This window comes from Staphylococcus sp. Y174-1 (genome assembly GCF_049897865.1).
Classification (GTDB): Bacteria; Bacillota; Bacilli; order Staphylococcales; family Staphylococcaceae; genus Staphylococcus; species Staphylococcus saprophyticus.
On record NZ_JAFCXB010000001.1, the window covers coordinates 450,044 to 468,260 of the forward strand.

Annotated in this window: 20 protein-coding genes; 4 read left to right on the forward strand and 16 right to left on the reverse strand. The window is 31.8% G+C overall.

Translation table 11 applies throughout. The features are described from left to right. Positions 1–2 precede the first annotated feature (2 nt). The 9 genes from ACP7BT_RS02340 to ACP7BT_RS02380 all read right to left on the reverse strand — a co-directional run bounded on the left by ACP7BT_RS02340 (position 3) and on the right by ACP7BT_RS02380 (position 7,908). Positions 3–632 (reverse strand): phosphoribosylanthranilate isomerase, encoded by a 630-nt coding sequence (locus ACP7BT_RS02340; RefSeq protein WP_041080525.1) that lies wholly within the window; start codon positions 630–632, stop codon positions 3–5. Continuing rightward, a complete protein-coding gene (gene trpC / locus ACP7BT_RS02345) occupies positions 629–1,411 on the reverse strand; it encodes an indole-3-glycerol phosphate synthase TrpC (protein ID WP_037538453.1) in 783 nt (260 codons plus the stop codon). The genes ACP7BT_RS02340 and trpC overlap by 4 nt, the downstream gene beginning before the upstream one ends. After that, complete coding sequence (gene trpD / locus ACP7BT_RS02350; RefSeq protein WP_041080524.1) at positions 1,395–2,411, reverse strand: anthranilate phosphoribosyltransferase; 1,017 nt, start codon at positions 2,409–2,411, stop codon at positions 1,395–1,397. Before trpD ends, trpC begins: the two co-directional genes overlap by 17 nt. Beyond that, positions 2,380–2,976: an anthranilate synthase component II gene (locus ACP7BT_RS02355; protein ID WP_041080522.1), complete on the reverse strand. Its 597-nt coding sequence runs from the start codon at positions 2,974–2,976 to the stop codon at positions 2,380–2,382. Before ACP7BT_RS02355 ends, trpD begins: the two co-directional genes overlap by 32 nt. Beyond that, on the reverse strand, positions 2,973–4,379 hold the full coding sequence (locus ACP7BT_RS02360; protein ID WP_041080520.1) for an anthranilate synthase component I: 1,407 nt from the start codon (positions 4,377–4,379) through the stop codon (positions 2,973–2,975). The genes ACP7BT_RS02355 and ACP7BT_RS02360 overlap by 4 nt, the downstream gene beginning before the upstream one ends. Positions 4,380–4,971: 592 nt before the next feature. Next, positions 4,972–5,184 (reverse strand): hypothetical protein, encoded by a 213-nt coding sequence (locus ACP7BT_RS02365; protein WP_041080518.1) that lies wholly within the window; start codon positions 5,182–5,184, stop codon positions 4,972–4,974. A 298-nt stretch (positions 5,185–5,482) separates the two neighbouring features. Further along, complete coding sequence (locus tag ACP7BT_RS02370; RefSeq protein WP_069821972.1) at positions 5,483–6,379, reverse strand: ABC transporter substrate-binding protein; 897 nt, start codon at positions 6,377–6,379, stop codon at positions 5,483–5,485. Between the two features lie 261 nt (positions 6,380–6,640). Then, positions 6,641–6,823, reverse strand: a complete 183-nt coding sequence (locus ACP7BT_RS02375; RefSeq protein ID WP_075339762.1) for a hypothetical protein — start codon at positions 6,821–6,823, stop codon at positions 6,641–6,643. Positions 6,824–6,870: 47 nt separating this feature from the next. After that, entirely contained in the window at positions 6,871–7,908 is a 1,038-nt protein-coding gene (locus ACP7BT_RS02380; RefSeq protein WP_069821971.1) for a M42 family metallopeptidase, read from the reverse strand. Positions 7,909–8,114: 206 nt separating this feature from the next. Here ACP7BT_RS02380 and ACP7BT_RS02385 point away from each other — a divergent pair, with 206 nt between their 5' ends. After that, the gene (locus ACP7BT_RS02385) at positions 8,115–8,519 is read left to right on the forward strand and encodes a hypothetical protein (protein WP_069821970.1); all 405 of its coding nucleotides are present in this window, start codon (positions 8,115–8,117) and stop codon (positions 8,517–8,519) included. Positions 8,520–8,675: 156 nt separating this feature from the next. Here the strand turns inward: ACP7BT_RS02385 and ACP7BT_RS02390 are convergent, their stop codons facing one another. Next, complete coding sequence (locus ACP7BT_RS02390) at positions 8,676–9,608, reverse strand: D-2-hydroxyacid dehydrogenase (RefSeq protein WP_069821969.1); 933 nt, start codon at positions 9,606–9,608, stop codon at positions 8,676–8,678. A gap of 175 nt (positions 9,609–9,783) precedes the next feature. On the opposite strand from ACP7BT_RS02390, the gene ACP7BT_RS02395 reads away from it, so the two are divergent. Next, positions 9,784–10,875 carry a prephenate dehydrogenase gene (locus ACP7BT_RS02395; RefSeq protein WP_002483353.1) on the forward strand — a complete coding sequence of 364 codons (1,092 nt, stop codon included), beginning with the start codon at positions 9,784–9,786 and terminating at the stop codon, positions 10,873–10,875. A 148-nt stretch (positions 10,876–11,023) separates the two neighbouring features. Here the strand turns inward: ACP7BT_RS02395 and ACP7BT_RS02400 are convergent, their stop codons facing one another. Then, positions 11,024–12,286 carry a Y-family DNA polymerase gene (locus ACP7BT_RS02400; protein ID WP_002483354.1) on the reverse strand — a complete coding sequence of 421 codons (1,263 nt, stop codon included), beginning with the start codon at positions 12,284–12,286 and terminating at the stop codon, positions 11,024–11,026. Positions 12,287–12,435: 149 nt separating this feature from the next. On the opposite strand from ACP7BT_RS02400, the gene ACP7BT_RS02405 reads away from it, so the two are divergent. Next, complete coding sequence (locus ACP7BT_RS02405; RefSeq protein ID WP_002483355.1) at positions 12,436–12,621, forward strand: 2-hydroxymuconate tautomerase; 186 nt, start codon at positions 12,436–12,438, stop codon at positions 12,619–12,621. Between the two features lie 136 nt (positions 12,622–12,757). Here the strand turns inward: ACP7BT_RS02405 and ACP7BT_RS02410 are convergent, their stop codons facing one another. Continuing rightward, positions 12,758–13,741, reverse strand: coding sequence for an LCP family protein (locus tag ACP7BT_RS02410; RefSeq protein WP_194379240.1), 984 nt, complete (start codon positions 13,739–13,741; stop codon positions 12,758–12,760). A gap of 139 nt (positions 13,742–13,880) precedes the next feature. On the opposite strand from ACP7BT_RS02410, the gene msrA reads away from it, so the two are divergent. Next, entirely contained in the window at positions 13,881–14,396 is a 516-nt protein-coding gene (gene msrA / locus ACP7BT_RS02415) for a peptide-methionine (S)-S-oxide reductase MsrA (protein ID WP_011303165.1), read from the forward strand. Positions 14,397–14,472: 76 nt separating this feature from the next. Here the strand turns inward: msrA and ACP7BT_RS02420 are convergent, their stop codons facing one another. The 4 genes from ACP7BT_RS02420 to rbsD are packed head-to-tail and all read right to left on the reverse strand — an operon-like array spanning position 14,473 to position 18,205. Beyond that, positions 14,473–15,366: a substrate-binding domain-containing protein gene (locus ACP7BT_RS02420; protein ID WP_210124563.1), complete on the reverse strand. Its 894-nt coding sequence runs from the start codon at positions 15,364–15,366 to the stop codon at positions 14,473–14,475. Between the two features lie 15 nt (positions 15,367–15,381). Beyond that, the gene (locus ACP7BT_RS02425) at positions 15,382–16,323 is read right to left on the reverse strand and encodes an ABC transporter permease (RefSeq protein ID WP_069821965.1); all 942 of its coding nucleotides are present in this window, start codon (positions 16,321–16,323) and stop codon (positions 15,382–15,384) included. Continuing rightward, the gene (locus tag ACP7BT_RS02430) at positions 16,310–17,800 is read right to left on the reverse strand and encodes a sugar ABC transporter ATP-binding protein (protein WP_069821964.1); all 1,491 of its coding nucleotides are present in this window, start codon (positions 17,798–17,800) and stop codon (positions 16,310–16,312) included. The genes ACP7BT_RS02425 and ACP7BT_RS02430 overlap by 14 nt, the downstream gene beginning before the upstream one ends. A gap of 15 nt (positions 17,801–17,815) precedes the next feature. Beyond that, positions 17,816–18,205 carry a D-ribose pyranase gene (gene rbsD, locus ACP7BT_RS02435; RefSeq protein WP_002483361.1) on the reverse strand — a complete coding sequence of 130 codons (390 nt, stop codon included), beginning with the start codon at positions 18,203–18,205 and terminating at the stop codon, positions 17,816–17,818. Between the last annotated feature and the right edge of the window lie 12 nt (positions 18,206–18,217).

An 18,217-nucleotide genomic window follows, 5' to 3' on the forward strand; every position in this document is an offset into this window, starting at 1 on the left:
GTTTATTGAGCTCCTTTTAAAAGTTTTATAATTTCTAACATTTTATTTAAGTCTTTTTTATGATTCGTTTCTATGCCACTTGCAATATCATAACCAGTATGATGAAGTGATAAGTTTTCTATCTTTTGTATATTTTCATAATTAATGCCACCTGCAATTAAATAATCAACATCATGTATGGTATCTAAAATTTTCCAATCATACTTTTTGCCAGTACCACCATAGGATTGTGATGGTGTATCAATAATAAATTGGTCAACTGAATGCTTGTAATCATCTATTGATGTCAATAATGTTTGTTGATTTACTGCAGGTAATGCTTTAATAATTTTTAAGTTACTATTTTGTTGTCTAATATATTGCACCGTACTTATAGGTTCGTTTCCATGAAGTTGTATTGTTGTAATACCTGTATGATTAATAATGCTATCTATTGTAGCGCGTTCAGGATTTACTAGAATAATCACTTTTTCCTTATCATTTGGTATAATATCTGTAAATTGTTTAATCGTTTGAATATCAACAAATCGCTTACTCTCAGTAAAATGTATAAAGCCCATAGCGTCGATATTCAATGCTTTTGCCTTTTCAACATCTTCTAACGTACGAAATCCACAAAATTTTATTTTCACTTTGTCACCTTAGTTAATTTCAATCCTGGTAAAAATTGACTTAAATCTTCACATTTCATTAACGATTCACCTATTAACAGACCATCAATACCTGACTCAACCACATTCGCTACATCCTGTGCATCCCGAATCCCACTTTCCGAAATATAATGGTAGCCCTCTTTTTTGTTTTCTAATATTTCATTTGTATGCAACACATCTGTGACAAATCGTTTCAAATCTCTATTGTTTACACCAATAAGTTGCGGGCTTAATTTGTAAGCGCGTTCCAATTCTTCTTTATCATGTACTTCTACTAGTACTTCTAAATTTAGTGATGTCGCATATTGATATAAATCTTTCATTTGTTGATCTGTTAATACATTAACGATTAACAATATGATTGATGCTCCGGCTTTTTTTGCTACATCAATTTGAATTTTATCGACAACAAAGTCCTTACATAGTACCGGTAAAGTCGTTTGTAATGTTAAATCTTGCAATCTTTCATAGCTACCTCCAAAGTAATGCTCATCTGTGAGAATTGAGACTGCATTTGCACCGTTAGCTTCGTAATCCTTAACTTGTTGTGCTAAATCTCTATTTGGTAATTGATCTAATGTTGGACTTTTAGATTTAATCTCTGCGATTACTGCTAATTGGTTAGACTCATCTAATTGCGACTTAAACGAAGATTTATGCGTAATGTCTACCTCATTTAATGTCTTTAATTTCTCTTCATAGTAACCTTCTTTTATTAAATTTCTTTTATAATCCACGATTTCATCCAATATAGTCATATGTCATTCCTCCCATTTTGTTGTATTGTGCAATAGCATTGCCATTATCAATTAAGCGTTGTGCTTCAATTACACCTTGTTTAATAGAGCTGACCTTCTCAGCAACATATAAAGCGATACCCGCATTAAACACCACTACATCACGTTTTGCGCTTCGATCAACACCCGTCAAAATATTTTTGGTAATCTCTAAATTTTCAAGTGGTGTACCACCAATGAGCGCTTCATTTGGTGCATACGCTAAACCAACGTCCTTTGGATTTACAGTATAATTTTTAGTAGCTTCGTTTTCATTTACTTCGTATATCATATTATCACCAGAAAGCGTTGCTTCATCCATGCCATTGGCTCCATAGACAACGATTGCTTTTTTACGGCCTAAATCTTTAAGTGTTTGAGCAATCTTTTCTAATTTTGATGTTTCATATACACCCATCACTTGATAATCTAATTTAAATGGATTAATAATCGGACCAGTTATATTAAAAATTGTTGGGTTAGTCATCATTTTTCTAATAGGTTGAATGCTTTTCATAATCGGGTACGTATCTGTTGCACTCAAGAAAGCTAAACCAACTTGATTCAATTGACTTGGTGTTGCTTCAACAGAACTTGTATTTATACCCATTGCCTCTAGCAAATCTGTACTACCTGATGATGAGGTAACACTCTTATTGCCATGTTTAATCACAGGGATATTTGCGCTAGCAATTACAAATGAAACTGTCGTTGAAATATTAAAGCTATTTGATTTATCTCCCCCTGTACCACAAACACACATACCATTCGGATAATAAGGCTGCTGTCGATACATAGAATGAATCAAACTTTTTGAAATATATGTTAATTCTTCTTGAGTAATCTCTTTTTCTGAGAACGATGATAATAAATTTGCTTTTACTTCGTTTGATATATCATCAGCAATAAGTAGTTCTATAAATTCATTCATTTGTTGCTGATTTAATGGTTTATACTGTTTTAATTGTGCTTGTAGTTCCATTACTTTTGTCCTCCTTTACTATATTCAAAAAATTATTGATGATTTGTACACCATCCGCTGTTGCAAAAGATTCAGGATGATATTGAATTCCGAAGTGTAACAATTGACTATGTTCAAATGATTGAATACAATCTTTTGTTTCTGCTGTTATAATAAATGCTTCAGGTATTGTTTTTGAATTACTAATCAGTGAATGATACCTCATTATTTCAGAATATTCTGGAATATTTCTATACAACTTTGTATCTTTTATGATTCTCATTTGATCCGTTTTACCATGCATGATGAATTCACTTTGAATAACATCTCCACCGTGATAGCATGTTAATGCTTGAGCACCTAAACATACACCTAAGATTGGTTTATTTTCATAATGCTTTATAATTTTCATTAAATCTTCTTTATCTAATGGGTGCCCTGGCCCAGGTGATATGACTACACCATCTACATCTAAATGATAAATCTCCGAATCATCAGGATATTTCACTATCACTTCATTATTTTTGGCTATCATATCTACTAGGTTATAGGTAAATGAATCATAGTTATCAACGATTAATATCATGGTGACACCTCCAATAAACTCTTAGCTTTTAACTTTGTTTCTTCTAGTTCTTTTTCAGGTATTGAGTCATAGACAACGCCACATCCAGCTTCAACATTTACATGTGTTTCATCAATCATCATTGTACGTATTGCCAAGGCGAAATCTAAATCATGATTACAATTGATGTAGCCTATACCGCCACTATAGACACCTCGTTTTTGTGGTTGTGCTTCATAGATACGTTGAATGGCTCTTAGTTTTGGAGCACCCGACACTGTACCAGTAGGTAGTAAGCTCGCAATCACAGACATTGGAGAATAGTCTTGCTTAAGTTGTCCTGTTACTTCACTTACAATATGCATAACATGTTCATAACGCTCAATTGCCATTAACTTTTGTATCTTAGAAGTACCTCTTTCACTTACTCTGTGAATATCATTTCTTCCTAAATCAACTAACATGCGATGTTCACTTAATTCTTTGTGATCGTTTTTCAATTGTGTTTCGTTTGCATTGTCTTCTTCCAGAGTGCTTCCTCTTTTTATTGTTCCAGCAATAGGATTGGTCACTACTGTTTGACCTTGAACTTTTACAAAACTCTCAGGTGAACTGCCGACGACAATGCGTTCATCCATGTTCAAGTAGTACATATACGGACTTGGGTTTTGACGTTTTAAATTTTGATACAACTGATAAGATAATTGATGTAACTGTTGTCCAAAATTGTGTTCATAGCTGTATATGATAGATGGCACAACTTGGAACATATCACCTTGTTGTATAAGATGCTTCATTTTTTCTACTGTTGCTATAAATTGTTCCGTTGCCATATTAGATTTTATGTTTTTTTCTGTTACTTTTTGTTCATTTCGTAAAGGATAGATATTAATTTGTTGTAATTCTTCTACACGACGTTGCACACGTGCTTTCAATTGTTCATCACTTTGATTAGAAAATAAATTCGTTGCGATGACGTATAAATGTTCTTTGTAATGATCAAAAACATAAACATCTTCTACCATATATAATTTTGCGTCGTGTTGTGGGTGATCTGTTAATTCAATTTCTTTTAAAACAGGAAATGCATGTCTTACCAAATCAAAACTACACGACCCAACGAAACCTGAAATAAAAGGTAAATCTTCTAATATTGCATCCTCTATATTAGTTTTATATTGATCTATAAAAGCTTGCATTTTTTCATAAGGCTGATTCTGTTCTATCGTTTTGTTAGTAGCTGTTTGAATAGTCATTTCATCATTATCCAAAGTAATTGCTCCATAAGTGTCAAAAATCACTATAGAATAACGTCCTTTTAATTGTGATTGATCTGAGCTTTCTAAAATCATTTTATTTTTTCTTAATCTTGCTAATGCTTCTGGGGTAACTTCAGCATTTAACTTTTGATATTGTACTTTCATTTAACTTTCCTCCTTATAAAAAAACAGCGCCCTTAAACTATGTTAAGGACGCTGACGCGCGGTACCACCTAAAATTAGTAGATAAACAATTAATTTAAAATCATCTACTCGCTCTTTGTTTTATTCGTTTTAATCCAACAAAACCCAATTTCAGTATATGTGGGTGTTAGTTTGCATCAACCACTAACTTTCTGTAACTACCCTGCCATAACTTACTTCATTTTGTTTTCTAATTCAGTTCAAATTTAATATAAAAAAACACCACATTAACGCATACATAATGTAAGGACGCGTTACCGTGGTGCCACCTTAGTTAACAAATTCATTGTTCACTTTCATTGCTATTAATTTAGTACATTTAAAAGCCCAATTCACAATATATGCAGTGCTAATTTTCATCAACCATTAGCTTTCTTTTTGCTACATGACATATTTGCTACGTTATCTTTCAAATGGCAACTTTCGTTGCAAAAAGTAATTACCTAGAATCCTACTAGGATAAAATCAATTTGTCAATCATTAATTTCATTTTTATACTTTCCGTGCTATTGAAAAATACATCGATTATATTACAAAGCCATATTAGATAAGCCTATTCTAGCTTGTCTTTATTATTTTGATATTTTTCATAATTATCTTTTGGAGCGACTTTTTTGATTAAATTTGCACCTATGGCAAATAAGAATAAAAAGATAATTGGATGATATTGAAATTTATGGTCAGCAAATGTTACATACATCGCATATAGTAAAACTAATATCCAAAATATCGTTAACAATAACGTTCTTAAACTCGGTTTTTTCATGATTTTATACTCCCATATTACATTTGATTGCTTTTTTTATAGTTAGTCGTTAATTTCTATTTTAATGGTATATACATCGAGATGCCAACAGTTACCCTTAAATTGTTATAAACGGCTCATTATTATTAAAAAAGCTAATAAAGCAGCGTTTTCTTCAGTTTAAAAACCACCCTACGCGTTATTTAAATCATTTTGGCCATTGAAATTATCTTTCTTTAATAAGTAATATATAGACATCTTTGATTAGTACAATTTTATATACCATAATCAAAGATGTCACTTCAATATCATCATATATTTATTTTTGCTCTAGCAATCTATCCTTGAAATAATTTGAAAGTTTCTTAAGCGATGAAGGATCAGAATAGGTAGCCTCATTTTTAGGATAATAATATATATGATTATTTTTATAAGCTGGCTGATTTTTCCAAAGCGATGATTCTGTAAATTCATTGTTGATAGGGTTACCTTTTTCAGTCGGAATTAATATAAAATCAGCAGTATATTTGCTATATTGCTCATGTGGTATTGTTTTAAAGCCATCTTTATCAAGCATTCCCTTTACACCTTTTGGAAATGGTAATTGATATTCTTGATATATTATTGGCGTGCCTCTACCAAAATTTTCACCAAAAATTGAAAGTTGCTTAGGTTTGATTTCCATTACGGTAAAAGTTTTATTTGAGCCTATTTTATCTTTAATTACCTTTCCATCAGATTGAAGTTGTTTCTCCATATCTTTAATTTGTTTTTTAGCTTCATTTTCTTTATTTAGTATTTTCCCTATTGCAAGATGCATTTCTTTATATGAATAATCATTGTATTTTATTGGTATTGTAGGTGCGATTTTTTGATATTTTTTTATTTTAGTATTTACATCATAAGTCAAAATTAGGTCTGGCTTCAATTTTGCAACACCTTCAACATCTTCTGAACCTACACGTTTAGCACCTTTTTCATTGATATATTTTGATTTTGGAAAATCATTATTAACACCCACAGGTGTAACGCCTAAATCTTTAAAATTACCGAAATTTGAAGTTAAAACTACTATCCTTTTTGGGTGCTTTGGTATTTTAATACTCTTTCCTGATTGCGTTTTAAACGTTTTTGTTTCTTTATTCGAGTCTTTATTTTGACCACAAGCAGACAAAATAATTAATAAACTTAAAAATAAAACAATTAATCTTTTCATCCTATCATCCCTTTTAGTATATTCTTTCAATATCATTTTATTATGCAGTAATTGATATTGATTATCAATAAGATGTCTGAGTTTTCATTTAAATTTATTTATTGTTTAAGTTGTTCATTAACTTTGTTGAATTCACTTACTAGACTGTTATGATTTTTCAAACCAAAAAAAGAGCCATAAATGGCTCTTTTTTTAATATATCTATGTTTTTATGGCATCAAAGATTCTAATTCCATTAACATAGCTGGTACTTCATTTAAATTATAACCTATTTCTATAATTATATATACAAGAAGCAATACCTAAACCAACAAGTAAAATAGTCATCAAATAAATAGAATAATTGTCTGTTTGGATATACATCTTAAAAAATATGAAATGTAGCGCTGCTACTATGAAATACACAGGTATGAATTTTCTTGACCAAAGTAGTGACTGTTCCACTCAAATTCTCCTTTTCAACTAATAATTTAAACAATTAGTATAAACATTTAGCTCTGTATAGCTGCTAGACAATAAGCCTGTAACAATGCTTGCGTTGCCTTTATAGAATCGATATGTGTCCGTTCTAATGCATGAGAGGATTCAATGCCTGCACCAAATAAACCATGCTTGATATCAGCACCCGCTTTTAATGCTGCAGAAGCATCAGAACTATAATATGGATAAATATCTACCTTGTACGGTATTTGATTTATCTTACATAATTCAACCAATTGCTCTCGTAACCCTTTATGATATGGACCAGATGCGTCTTTTGCACAAATAGAAACTGTGTATTCATCCGATGCTTGTCCATCTCCTAATGCTCCCATATCAAATGCTATAAATTCACTTATTTTTGGAGATATAGACGCATTAGCACCATAACCAATTTCTTCATTATTTGATATATAGAATTGAATCGTATGTGGTAAAGTTAAATTTTTATTTTTTATAGTCTTTAAAAATTCAATAATCATGGCTACGCTTGCTTTATCATCTAAATGGCGTGATTTAATAAAACCTGATGATGTAATCTGTGTTCTTGGATCAAAACTTATAAAATCGCCTACCTCTATACCTAAACTTTGAGTTTCTTCTTTGGTTGAGACTTTTTCATCTATTCTTACTTCCATATGTTCAATATCTCTCGAGATATCGTCATTATTGCGATATACATGTACACTTGTTTCATGTAAACAAATGGTTCCTGTATAGATTTGTCCTGACGAAGTTTCAATTTCACAATATTCCCCTTCTATTGCGTTATAACTAAACCCACCGATTAAATCTAGTGATAAACGACCATCCTCCTTAATTTCTTTGACCATAGCGCCAAGCGTATCCACATGTGCTGTAACACATTTTTGCGCTTCATCATTTTCACCTTTTGCTGTGATTAATAGCGCTCCTTTGTTAGTCACTTCTGTTGGGTAGCCTAATTGTTCTGCTTCACCTTTTACGTATTGAATGGCTTTTTCTGCGTACCCTGACGGACTATTTATTGCCGTCAATGCTTGAATTGTATTAAAAATTGATTCTGACATCTAATCCCCCTCCAAATATATTATATATATAGTCTAACGTTTAAATTTTAAAAATAATACCATTAATACTATATCCCTTTTAAAATACATAGTTGAATTTAAAAATTTATGTTACATTGCATACAACAACATTTTTAAATATTATTTTGAAATTCTAAATAATATGTATTAAATAATCATTATGCTTTAGGGGTGTATAAAACTTTATGAAAAATGACAAACTTTTAAAATTGGAAGTTAGATTAAGATATACGATATCTATAATCTTTTTTATTTTATATGTATTAAATATCTTTCTGACTTCAAGCTCAACAAAATATAACGTTTTCACTAGTATGATTGCAATAAGTTTTTTATTAATTTTAGGTTTATTAAGCCTTCTCAAATTCTTCGGCTCAGCATCAAATAAACTTAAACGAAAAATAATGACTCATGTTTATATTTATGTTTATACAAATATCCTATTGATGATTATAATACTATATTTTGATTTGCCTCATTTACTTGGAAATATTGGCACTATTTTTTTAGTTGTTTTAGTTAATTTTATTTTTATATCTGTATTAGAAAAAAGGTTAAATATAAATTCTAAATCTAAAAATATACAATAACATTTTAAAACCATATGCTAAATTGATGTTGCCAAACATACTTAAATTTTAATTATAAAGCTACTATCCTTTACATAGAGATGATGATAGTAGCTTTATTTTACTTTTAGAAACAGCTTTATGATTGCTTTTGTTATATGTACAGCTTGTTCGTTGTTAATAGCCTCTTTTTAAATCCACTTGATTTTCAAGTATTTCACCATGCTCTATATTTTTCAAAGTATGATAAAAACATGTGACAGCTTCATTCAAATCGGTTAATGCAGAAATATGAGGTGTGATAGTGATATCATTTCTTTGCCATAATTCAGAGTTTTTGTGTAATGGTTCTGACTCAAAAACATCTAATACCGCATGTCTGACGTTACCTTTGTTTAAAGCTGATTTTAAACTTTCTTGATCCACCACTTGTCCCCTACCAACATTGATAAAATAAGCTTGATCAAATGCTTCAAACATAGTTTGATTGAATAATTTTTCTGTTTTTGTTGTTAGTGGCAAAGTACTGATAATATAATCTGCTTGCTGAACTAATGTCTTAGCTTTATGGATAGGAAGCATTTTTTTAAAATAGGCTTTTGCTTTCCCACTATTAGAAATACCGTAGACAGTCATACCTAATAATGAAAATATCTTAGCAATGGTTTGTCCAGTTTCTCCAGTACCAAAAATAGTTATAGTTTGATCTCGCAATGCTTGTGGTGATTGTTTGAGCCAAATGTTTTCATCTTGCTGTTCTTCAAATAACTTATGATGTTGTAAATCAGCTAATATATAGCTCAAACAATATTCGCTCATTTTTTCTCCAAAATCACTAATTGTTCTTGTGAGTAAAGTTTGCGATGTTTGCCAGTCGTCTATAGCTAAATAGTTATTGATGCCTGCATTAAACGTATGCACCCATTTCACCTGTGATGGTTTAAATTGCTCACATGGCTCAAATCCCACATAAGCATCTGCCCAATCTAAATCTTCATTTGTAATTGATTCAACTGACTTAAAACTTAATTGGTAATTCTTTAAATCCTTTAAATATTTTTGGAAAATTGATTTATAGTCACCGGCTATTAAAATATGATTTATTTCCAATGCCTTCTCTCCTAATCCATGCTATGTTTATTTTAGTAAGCATAATATGTTTACTTTAGCATACCTTCTATAAAGTTATTCACTTTTACTTCTACTTTTAATTCATATTGCGAAATTGTATACGCTACTATACAATGTTACTATTCTGAAAATTTTGATAGAGGTGGTTTGTTAAATGAAACAAATTCTTTTCGTTGGCTTAGGCCTTATTGGCGGAAGCTTAGCGAGTAACTTAAGATATTATCATGATGATATCGAAATAACCGCCTTTGATGCGGATACTTCACAATTAGATAAAGCATTGTCTATTGGTATCATAGATTATCAATCAACTGACTATAAAACTAGTGTTGAAAATGCTGACATTATTATTTATGCAACACCGGTACAGCAGACTGTTAAATACTTACAAGATTTACCAAACTATCAACTAAAAAAACATGTAATTATTACAGATACTGGAAGTACAAAGTCAACGATTCAACAATATGAGCAGTTTCTTTTAAATCATGATATTCATTTGGTTGGTGGCCATCCTATGGCAGGAAGCCATAAATCTGGAGTATTAAATGCAAAAAAACATTTATTTGAAAATGCTTTTTATATTTTAGTTCATAATGAAACTGATAATGATGCTGCTTTTGAGGAAATACAGCACTTATTACAAACAACGAGTGCTAAATTTATTTCTACAACAGCGGAAGAACATGATTTTGTCACTGGTATTGTGAGTCACGTCCCTCATATCATTGCTTCAAGTCTCGTTCATTTGAATGCGCAACATGTCGAAGATTCTTCACTTGTTAAGACGCTTGCAGCTGGTGGTTTTAGAGATATTACTAGAATCGCAAGTAGTAATCCTATTATGTGGCGTGATATTACTATTGAAAATAAAAATACAATATTGCGCATTTTAAAAGAATGGAAAAATCAAATGTCTGATGTCATTAATATAATCGAACACAATAATCCTGATGAACTTTATGATTTTTTCAACGATGCTAAAGTTTATCGTGATCAGTTACCCCTTAAACAACAAGGTGCACTATCTGTGGAGTATGATCTATATGTAGACATTCCGGATAAACCGGGTATGATAAGCAAAGTTACAAATATCCTAAGTTTACATAATATTTCTATAAGCAACTTGAGAATATTAGAAGTTCGTGAAGATATTTATGGTGCACTTCGAGTTAGTTTTAAAAACCCACAAGATCGCAAAGATGGTGCAGATGCGCTTAGTGATTTTGATACTTATTTTGATTAATATATGAAATTTTATGAGTGGGACAGCGAAATCATTTTTGGTAAATTTGATTTTCGTTGTCCTACTTGTTTAATGGATGAAGCAGTATTTTTTAGATTTACCTGAGCTACCTTCCATGTATAAGCCCAGTAGAATGCTATTTGGGACTTTACATTTTATGGCCAGCCATAAGCCCTAATCTCCCGTGTTTTGTTCCTGCTTCAGTGTAAGAAGCAGCTTTAGATACAATACCTCGTCCAAATTTGCGATGCAATGCATCAATCGTTTTAGCTAATTTTTCATTTCTCTTTCTTTCATATTCATCTATAAACAAATTCAATTGTCTATCTGTCTCTTCTATAAACTGTGTTAATGAAATACTTACTGTACGAATCAATGCGGTACGATCACATAATTTATCAGCAAAATATTCGACAACTTTAAAAATACTGTCTTCTAAATTCGTCGGTTCTTCTAATGTATACTGTTTATTTATGCCACCCTCATCACTATAACCAAATGAAAAATGAATTGTTCTTGCCAATTGATTTCGCCCTCTAACACGACTCGCCACATCTTCAATTAATTCTCGCATCACTACTTTAGATTCTTCATAACGATAATCACGCATCAGTATCTGACTCTTACAAATAGATGGATTCATTACTCTATATTTATCTCTCACTCTACTTTGATCGATACCATTCGCATGTAAATGTAAATCCACACCTATAACACCTAAATCTCTTTTTAAGTATTGGTGAGGATAATGTGCTAAATCGCCTATCGTAAAAATACCTCTTTTATTCAATTTCGCTTCAATTTTTCTACTAATTCCCCAAAATTCTCTTAATGGTTGGATTGGCCAAAGTTTTTTTGGAACATCTTGATAACGCCATTCTGCAATTAGACTTTTAGTATGCTTTGCTTCTACATCCATGGCAATCTTACTCAATAACATATTAGATCCTATACCTATAGAACAATTGATGCCTGTTTCTTCTTTGATTTCAAATTGCAATTTTTGACAAAAAGATTGAACCGTACTACTAAACCTATGATAACTATTGGTCACATCCATAAAAAACTCATCTACACTATACTGATGTAAATCTTCAGGAGCAATATAGCGCAATGCAATTTTTGATATTGCTACAGAAACTTCTAAATACTTTCTCATACTTGGATTAATAATATATATGTCATTTCTATGTGGTATTTCAAATAATCTAGATCCCGTTTTTACACCTAATGCTTTCAAAGGTCCCGTTGCTGCTAACACAACTGAACCTTGTCTTTTAGTATCAGCAACAACAGCTAATTTTTCTTTCATTGGGTCTAATCCTTTTTGTATGCAAGAAACGCTAGCAAAAAAACTTTTTTGATCTATACACAATACATCTCTCTCTTCCACCAGATTATAATCATACATATCTCATGCCTCCCTCAATTAATTTTATTATATACGAACAAATGTTCTATTTCAATAGCGATAAGAACAAATGTTTCGATTTGATATATTTATAATTTTCCGAATTTTCATGCTATAATATCTTTAAATTATTAAAGGAGGAATTACATATGCCAATCGTAAATGTAAAGTTATTAGAAGGACGTTCAGATGAACAACTTAAAAATTTGGTAACTGAGGTTACAAATGCTGTAGAAAAAACAACAGGTGCTAATAAAGAGGCGATAAAAGTTGTCATAGAAGAAATGAAAGCATCTCACTATGGCGTAGCTGGTGTGAGAAAATCTGATCAATAAAAACAGAATTAATGATCAAAAATGTAATCAAGTTCATCACCTAACCCACCTGATTACAAATGAAAAATTTTCTATATAAAAAAAGCGTACGCTATCCATAGGGTAACGTACGCTTTTTATTTATGTCGAAACTATCTTAATCTTCTTCAAGGAATTTTTTAACTTCAGCTTTATTTTTGGCTTTATCAATTTCTAAAGCACTACCGTCCATTGGTGTTTGAATATCCTGATAAGTACCTTTAATAGGTAATGTAACAGAGTCGACTTTCTTATCACCACGGATACCAAAGTTTAAACCTGATTGTATTAATGCAGAATCTGGCATATTAGTATTTAAATAACCTCTTAAAATACCAGCAACTTTTGGTAACTTCGGTAATGTATCCAAACTTGCGAGTTCTTGCTTAAGAGACTGCATTACTTGCTGTTGTCTACGTACACGACCAAAATCGCCTTCTGGATCATGTCTAAATCTAGCATAACCTAATAATTCTTTACCATTCAGACGATGATGTCCTTTTTTCAATGACACGCCAATATTTTTTGACATATCTTTCTCAACATCAATTGGCACACCATTAGGTTCTAGTTCATCTATCATTTTTTCAAATCCAGTAAAATCTAAAATCGCATAATATTCAGGATCAATGCCAAGATTTTTCTTCAATGTTTGTCTTAACAATTCTGGTCCACCGATAGAATATGCAGAATTTATTTTATGCTGTCCGTTTCCAGGAATATCAGCATAAATGTCACGCATCACAGACATCATTTTCATCTTTTTGTGAATATAATCGTATTGCGCTATCATAATAGAATCCGTTCTAGAAATTCCGCCTTGTTCTTTATCCGCACCTAGTACCATAACCGTAATTTTACCATCATTCTTTATGGCACCATTAAATTTATGCTGTTTCAACGTTTTACCATGATCTTTAGCATATTTTATGCCGGAATTATAACCATGTACGGAATAGCCTATGATAATTGCTAAAATAATAATACCAATCAAAATAATAAATGGTAGTTTCCTAAACCGCTTCTTTTTCCCCCTACGCATTGGCGGAGGATTAGTATTGCCTTGTGTGTTCTTACTACTTCTTAGTTTGTCTTCATTCATTAGTATCAACCTTATATCTTCAAAATTGCACTTCTATGTACTATAATTAACATATATTAAAGTTATATAAAAAGTGTATAAAAATCAAGTAATATCTTAATATATGGTACTAAGGTCTAATACGGAAAGGATGTTAAGCATGAATATAAACAAAGCCTACTTCGCAGGAGGTTGCTTTTGGTGTATGGTTAAACCCTTCGACACATTTGAAGGTATTGAAAGCGTAACCTCTGGCTATATGGGAGGACATGTGGATAATCCTTCATATGAGCAAGTTAAGACAGGCAACACTGGACATTTGGAAACTGTTGAAATCGAATATGATGTAGCACTGTTTTCATACAATAAATTATTAGAAATTTTCTTTTCAGTAATAGACCCATCAGATGAAGGCGGACAATTTCAAGATAGAGGTGCACAGTACAAAACTGCTATCTTCTATACCAATGAAGACCAAAAAAATGTTGCCGAAGAATATATTGAACAACTCAAAGAAACAATCGATAAAGATAAAGCTATTGCAACACAAGTATTACCTGCTGCTACATTTTATGAAGCAGAGCCAGAACATCAAGATTTTTATAAAAAAAATCCAGAACGTTACGCCAAAGAACAACAAGACCGTCAAAATTATAAGCAACAGACAGATAAATAAACAAAAAGCCGGAAACAGTACGATGATCACTGTATCCGGCTTTTTCTCATAAATCCTATTTTTTATTTTTTCATTTCTAAAGGTATCTTATTTTTTTCTTGAACTTTTTACCATTAAATAAATCCATAACCGTTTTAATACTTTCTTCTCCCATTAAATTGGGTTGTTGTGCGACTGTTGCAAATAGTTTGTTGTTTTCAACAGATTTTATTGCATCTTCATTACCATCAAATCCAACAACTTTAATATCTTTATTACCAACCGCTTCAACAGCCCCTAAAGCCATTTCGTCATTTTGTGCAAATATTGCTTTAATATCAGGATGCGCTTGAATCATATTTTGCGTTACATTTAGACCTTCTGTTCTATTAAATTTGGCACTTTGTTTTGATACGACATCTAACTCATCATCAGCAACGTTGTGGAATCCCTTACCACGCTCACGAGTTGCACTAGCACCTGGTATGCCTTCAAGCTCTACTACTTTTGTACCTTTACCAAATTTATCAACAATGAGCTTGCCACCCATTTCTCCACCTTTAACATTATCTGAAGCAATAAACGAAGCAACTTTTCCTTTAGCAACCTCTCTATCTAATGTGATAACAGGAATATTTTGATCATTCGCAATTTGAACACTACCCGAAATAGCATCTGAGTCAGTTGGATTCACGATAAGATAATCTACATTTTGCTGTATTAAATCATCAATATCATTAGATTGCTTTGCTGCATCGTCTTGAGCATCTGCAAATTGAACCTTAATACCTTGTTTCTTCGCCTCAGCTGATATACCATCTTTAATTTTCACAAAAAATGGATTATTCAATGTAGAAATACTTACACCAACCACAATATCTGATTTTTTCTTGTCTGATTTACCACTATCTTGCTTTTCTAGAGGAGACTCTAAAGAACAACCAGCTAACAACAGTATCATTGCCATCATACTTAAAAATAATTTTTTCATGATAAACCTCCTACTTTATTTATTCTTTCTATCAATGAGTACTGCAATAATAATGACAACTCCTTTAACTACTTGTTGGTAAAATGAAGAAACCCCTAATAAATTTAGTCCATTATTCAACACACCTATAATTAATACACCTATTAATGTGCCAAGTATACGTCCCTTACCACCTGTTAAAGATGTACCACCCAATACAACAGCAGCGATTGCATCCAATTCATATGACATACCTGCAGTTGGCTGCGCTGAGTTTAAACGAGATGTGAGAATCGCACCAGCCATTGCAGACATTAAACCAGCTAGACTATAAATCATGATTTTTAATTTATTCACTTTAATACCAGAGATAAAAGCTGCCTTTTCATTACCACCCATAGCATAAGTTTGTCTACCAAATATTGTTTTATGTAAAATGATATACAAAATAATGAAAGTAATAAACATTGTCACTGCTGGAACTGGAATACCTAAAAAATAACCTCGTCCAAATAATTGAAAGGCATAGCTGCCATTTAAATTAGTAATTGGATTGCCATCTGTAATAACCAGTGTCAAACCTCTAAAGACAGTCATTGTAGCCAAAGTCGCTATAAATGGTGCCATCTTACCAAGCGTAATTAAAAGCCCGTTAATAGCACCTAAAATCGCACCAAAAATACAGCCTACTAATAGCGCAATCATAGAATCTACACCTGAGACCATTAAAATAGCTATAAGCGCACTGGATAACGCTAGTGTAGAACCAACAGATAAGTCTATGCCGCCCGTTAAAATTACAAATGTCATACCAAATGCAATTAATCCATTTATAGAAACTTGTCTCAATAAGTTAAACAGATTAGATGGTTCTAAAAATGCACTATTTAATACACTAATGATAATGACTAATAATATTAAACCAATAAATGGAATAATTTTTTCTAAATATGAAAATGATAAGCTAGATTGTTTCATTGATATTCCCTCCTGTAGCTAATGTCATAATACGTTCCTCAGTTAGATCTTTTTTATTTAAAACACCTGCAATATTACCTTCATGTACAACGGCAACTCTATCACTCATTCCTATCACTTCTGGTAATTCTGATGAAATCATAATGATAGACATACCACGTTCTGTCAGTTCATTCATTAATTGATAAATTTCACGTTTTGCGCCAACGTCAATTCCCCTAGTTGGTTCGTCTAAAATCAAAACGTGTGGTGCAGTAGCAATCCATTTAGCCAAAACAACCTTTTGTTGATTTCCTCCAGATAAATCCATACAAATATCATCTTTTCCACCTTTGATATTCAAACGCTGAATCATCTGTTCTGTATAATTGTTCATCGCTGTTGGTGTTAAAAAAACACCCTTTGAAAAACTTTTCAATGCAGGTAATGAAATATTTTCTATAATAGAATCTTGTAAAACTAAACCTTCTTCTTTTCTATTTTCAGTAATAAACGCTAACCCGTGCTTTATGGCCGTCTTAGGATTATTCATGTGAATGGTTTTACCATTAAGTGTTACTTGCATTTGTCCTTTGTCTAGGCCAAATAACACGCGCATGATTTCAGATCTACCAGCACCCATAAGTCCACTGAATCCTAAAATCTCACCCTTGTGTAACTCAAAATGTACATCATTTAAGTCATATACCGTAGAACTTAACTGATTAACTGACAGCACTAATTCATCTTGCTTATAATTTCTTTCTGGATACTGGTTATACAAATCTCTACCAATCATGGCTTTTACAATTTTTGCATTAGAGGTCTCTTGCGTGTTCGAAGTTAATATAGACCGGCCGTCTCTCATCACTGTAATACGGTCTGCAATATTAAAAATTTCTTCCATTCTATGTGAAATATAAATAAATGAAACACCTTTAGATTTTAATTTATTAATTTGTGTGAATAACACTTCAATCTCACTAGTCGTTAAAGCTGCCGTTGGTTCGTCCATAATAATGACTTTAGAATCTTGCATTAATGCTTTACTAATTTCTAACATTTGTCGCATACCTACTGATAACGTCCCAGCCATTTGATTCAAATCAAGCTGTATATTTAAATTGTTAAATATTTCCAACGCTTGCTTTCTCATCACTTTATGATCAATTATCCCTAAAAACTTCGTTGGTTCTTTACCTAAAAATAGGTTTTCTAAAACCGTTAAATTAGGCCAAATATTTAATTCTTGTTGAATAAATGACACACCATGTTGCTCAGCGTCTTTTGTATTTTTAAATTGAAGTGGTTTACCATCTTCTAAAATTTGTCCACCATTTGCTTCATAAACGCCGGTTAAAATTTTCATTAACGTACTTTTGCCGGCACCATTCTCCCCCATCAATGCATGAACTTCGGCATCCGCAATATCAAAATCCACACCTCTAAGAACATCATTCTGACCAAAAGATTTATAAATATTCTTCATTTCAATCATCCATTGATCCCTCCTTTAAAATAAAACGTCACTAGCTAATATGACATTCGCATAAGGTTTCGCTTCACCCGTACGAATGATAGCTTTTACATGCTTACTATGTTGCTTTAATAATTCATGGGATTCAGTAGTCAATTTAATTTCTTCTTCTTTTAAAACGTTATAAAGTGATTCATTTTCAGTTTTCATTTCACTTGCTAAAGTCATTTTTTCGATGGCCATATGCGATTTCACAATATGAAATACATCTAAGAATGATGGTTTACCAAAATCCAATGCTAAATCTATTTTTTTAACACCGTTTGGAATTGGAAGACCACAATCAGCAATCATAATTTCATCTGTATGACCTAAATCACTAAGTAATTTTGAAATATCGCTATTTAATATCCCTGTTTTATACATAAAATTTACCTC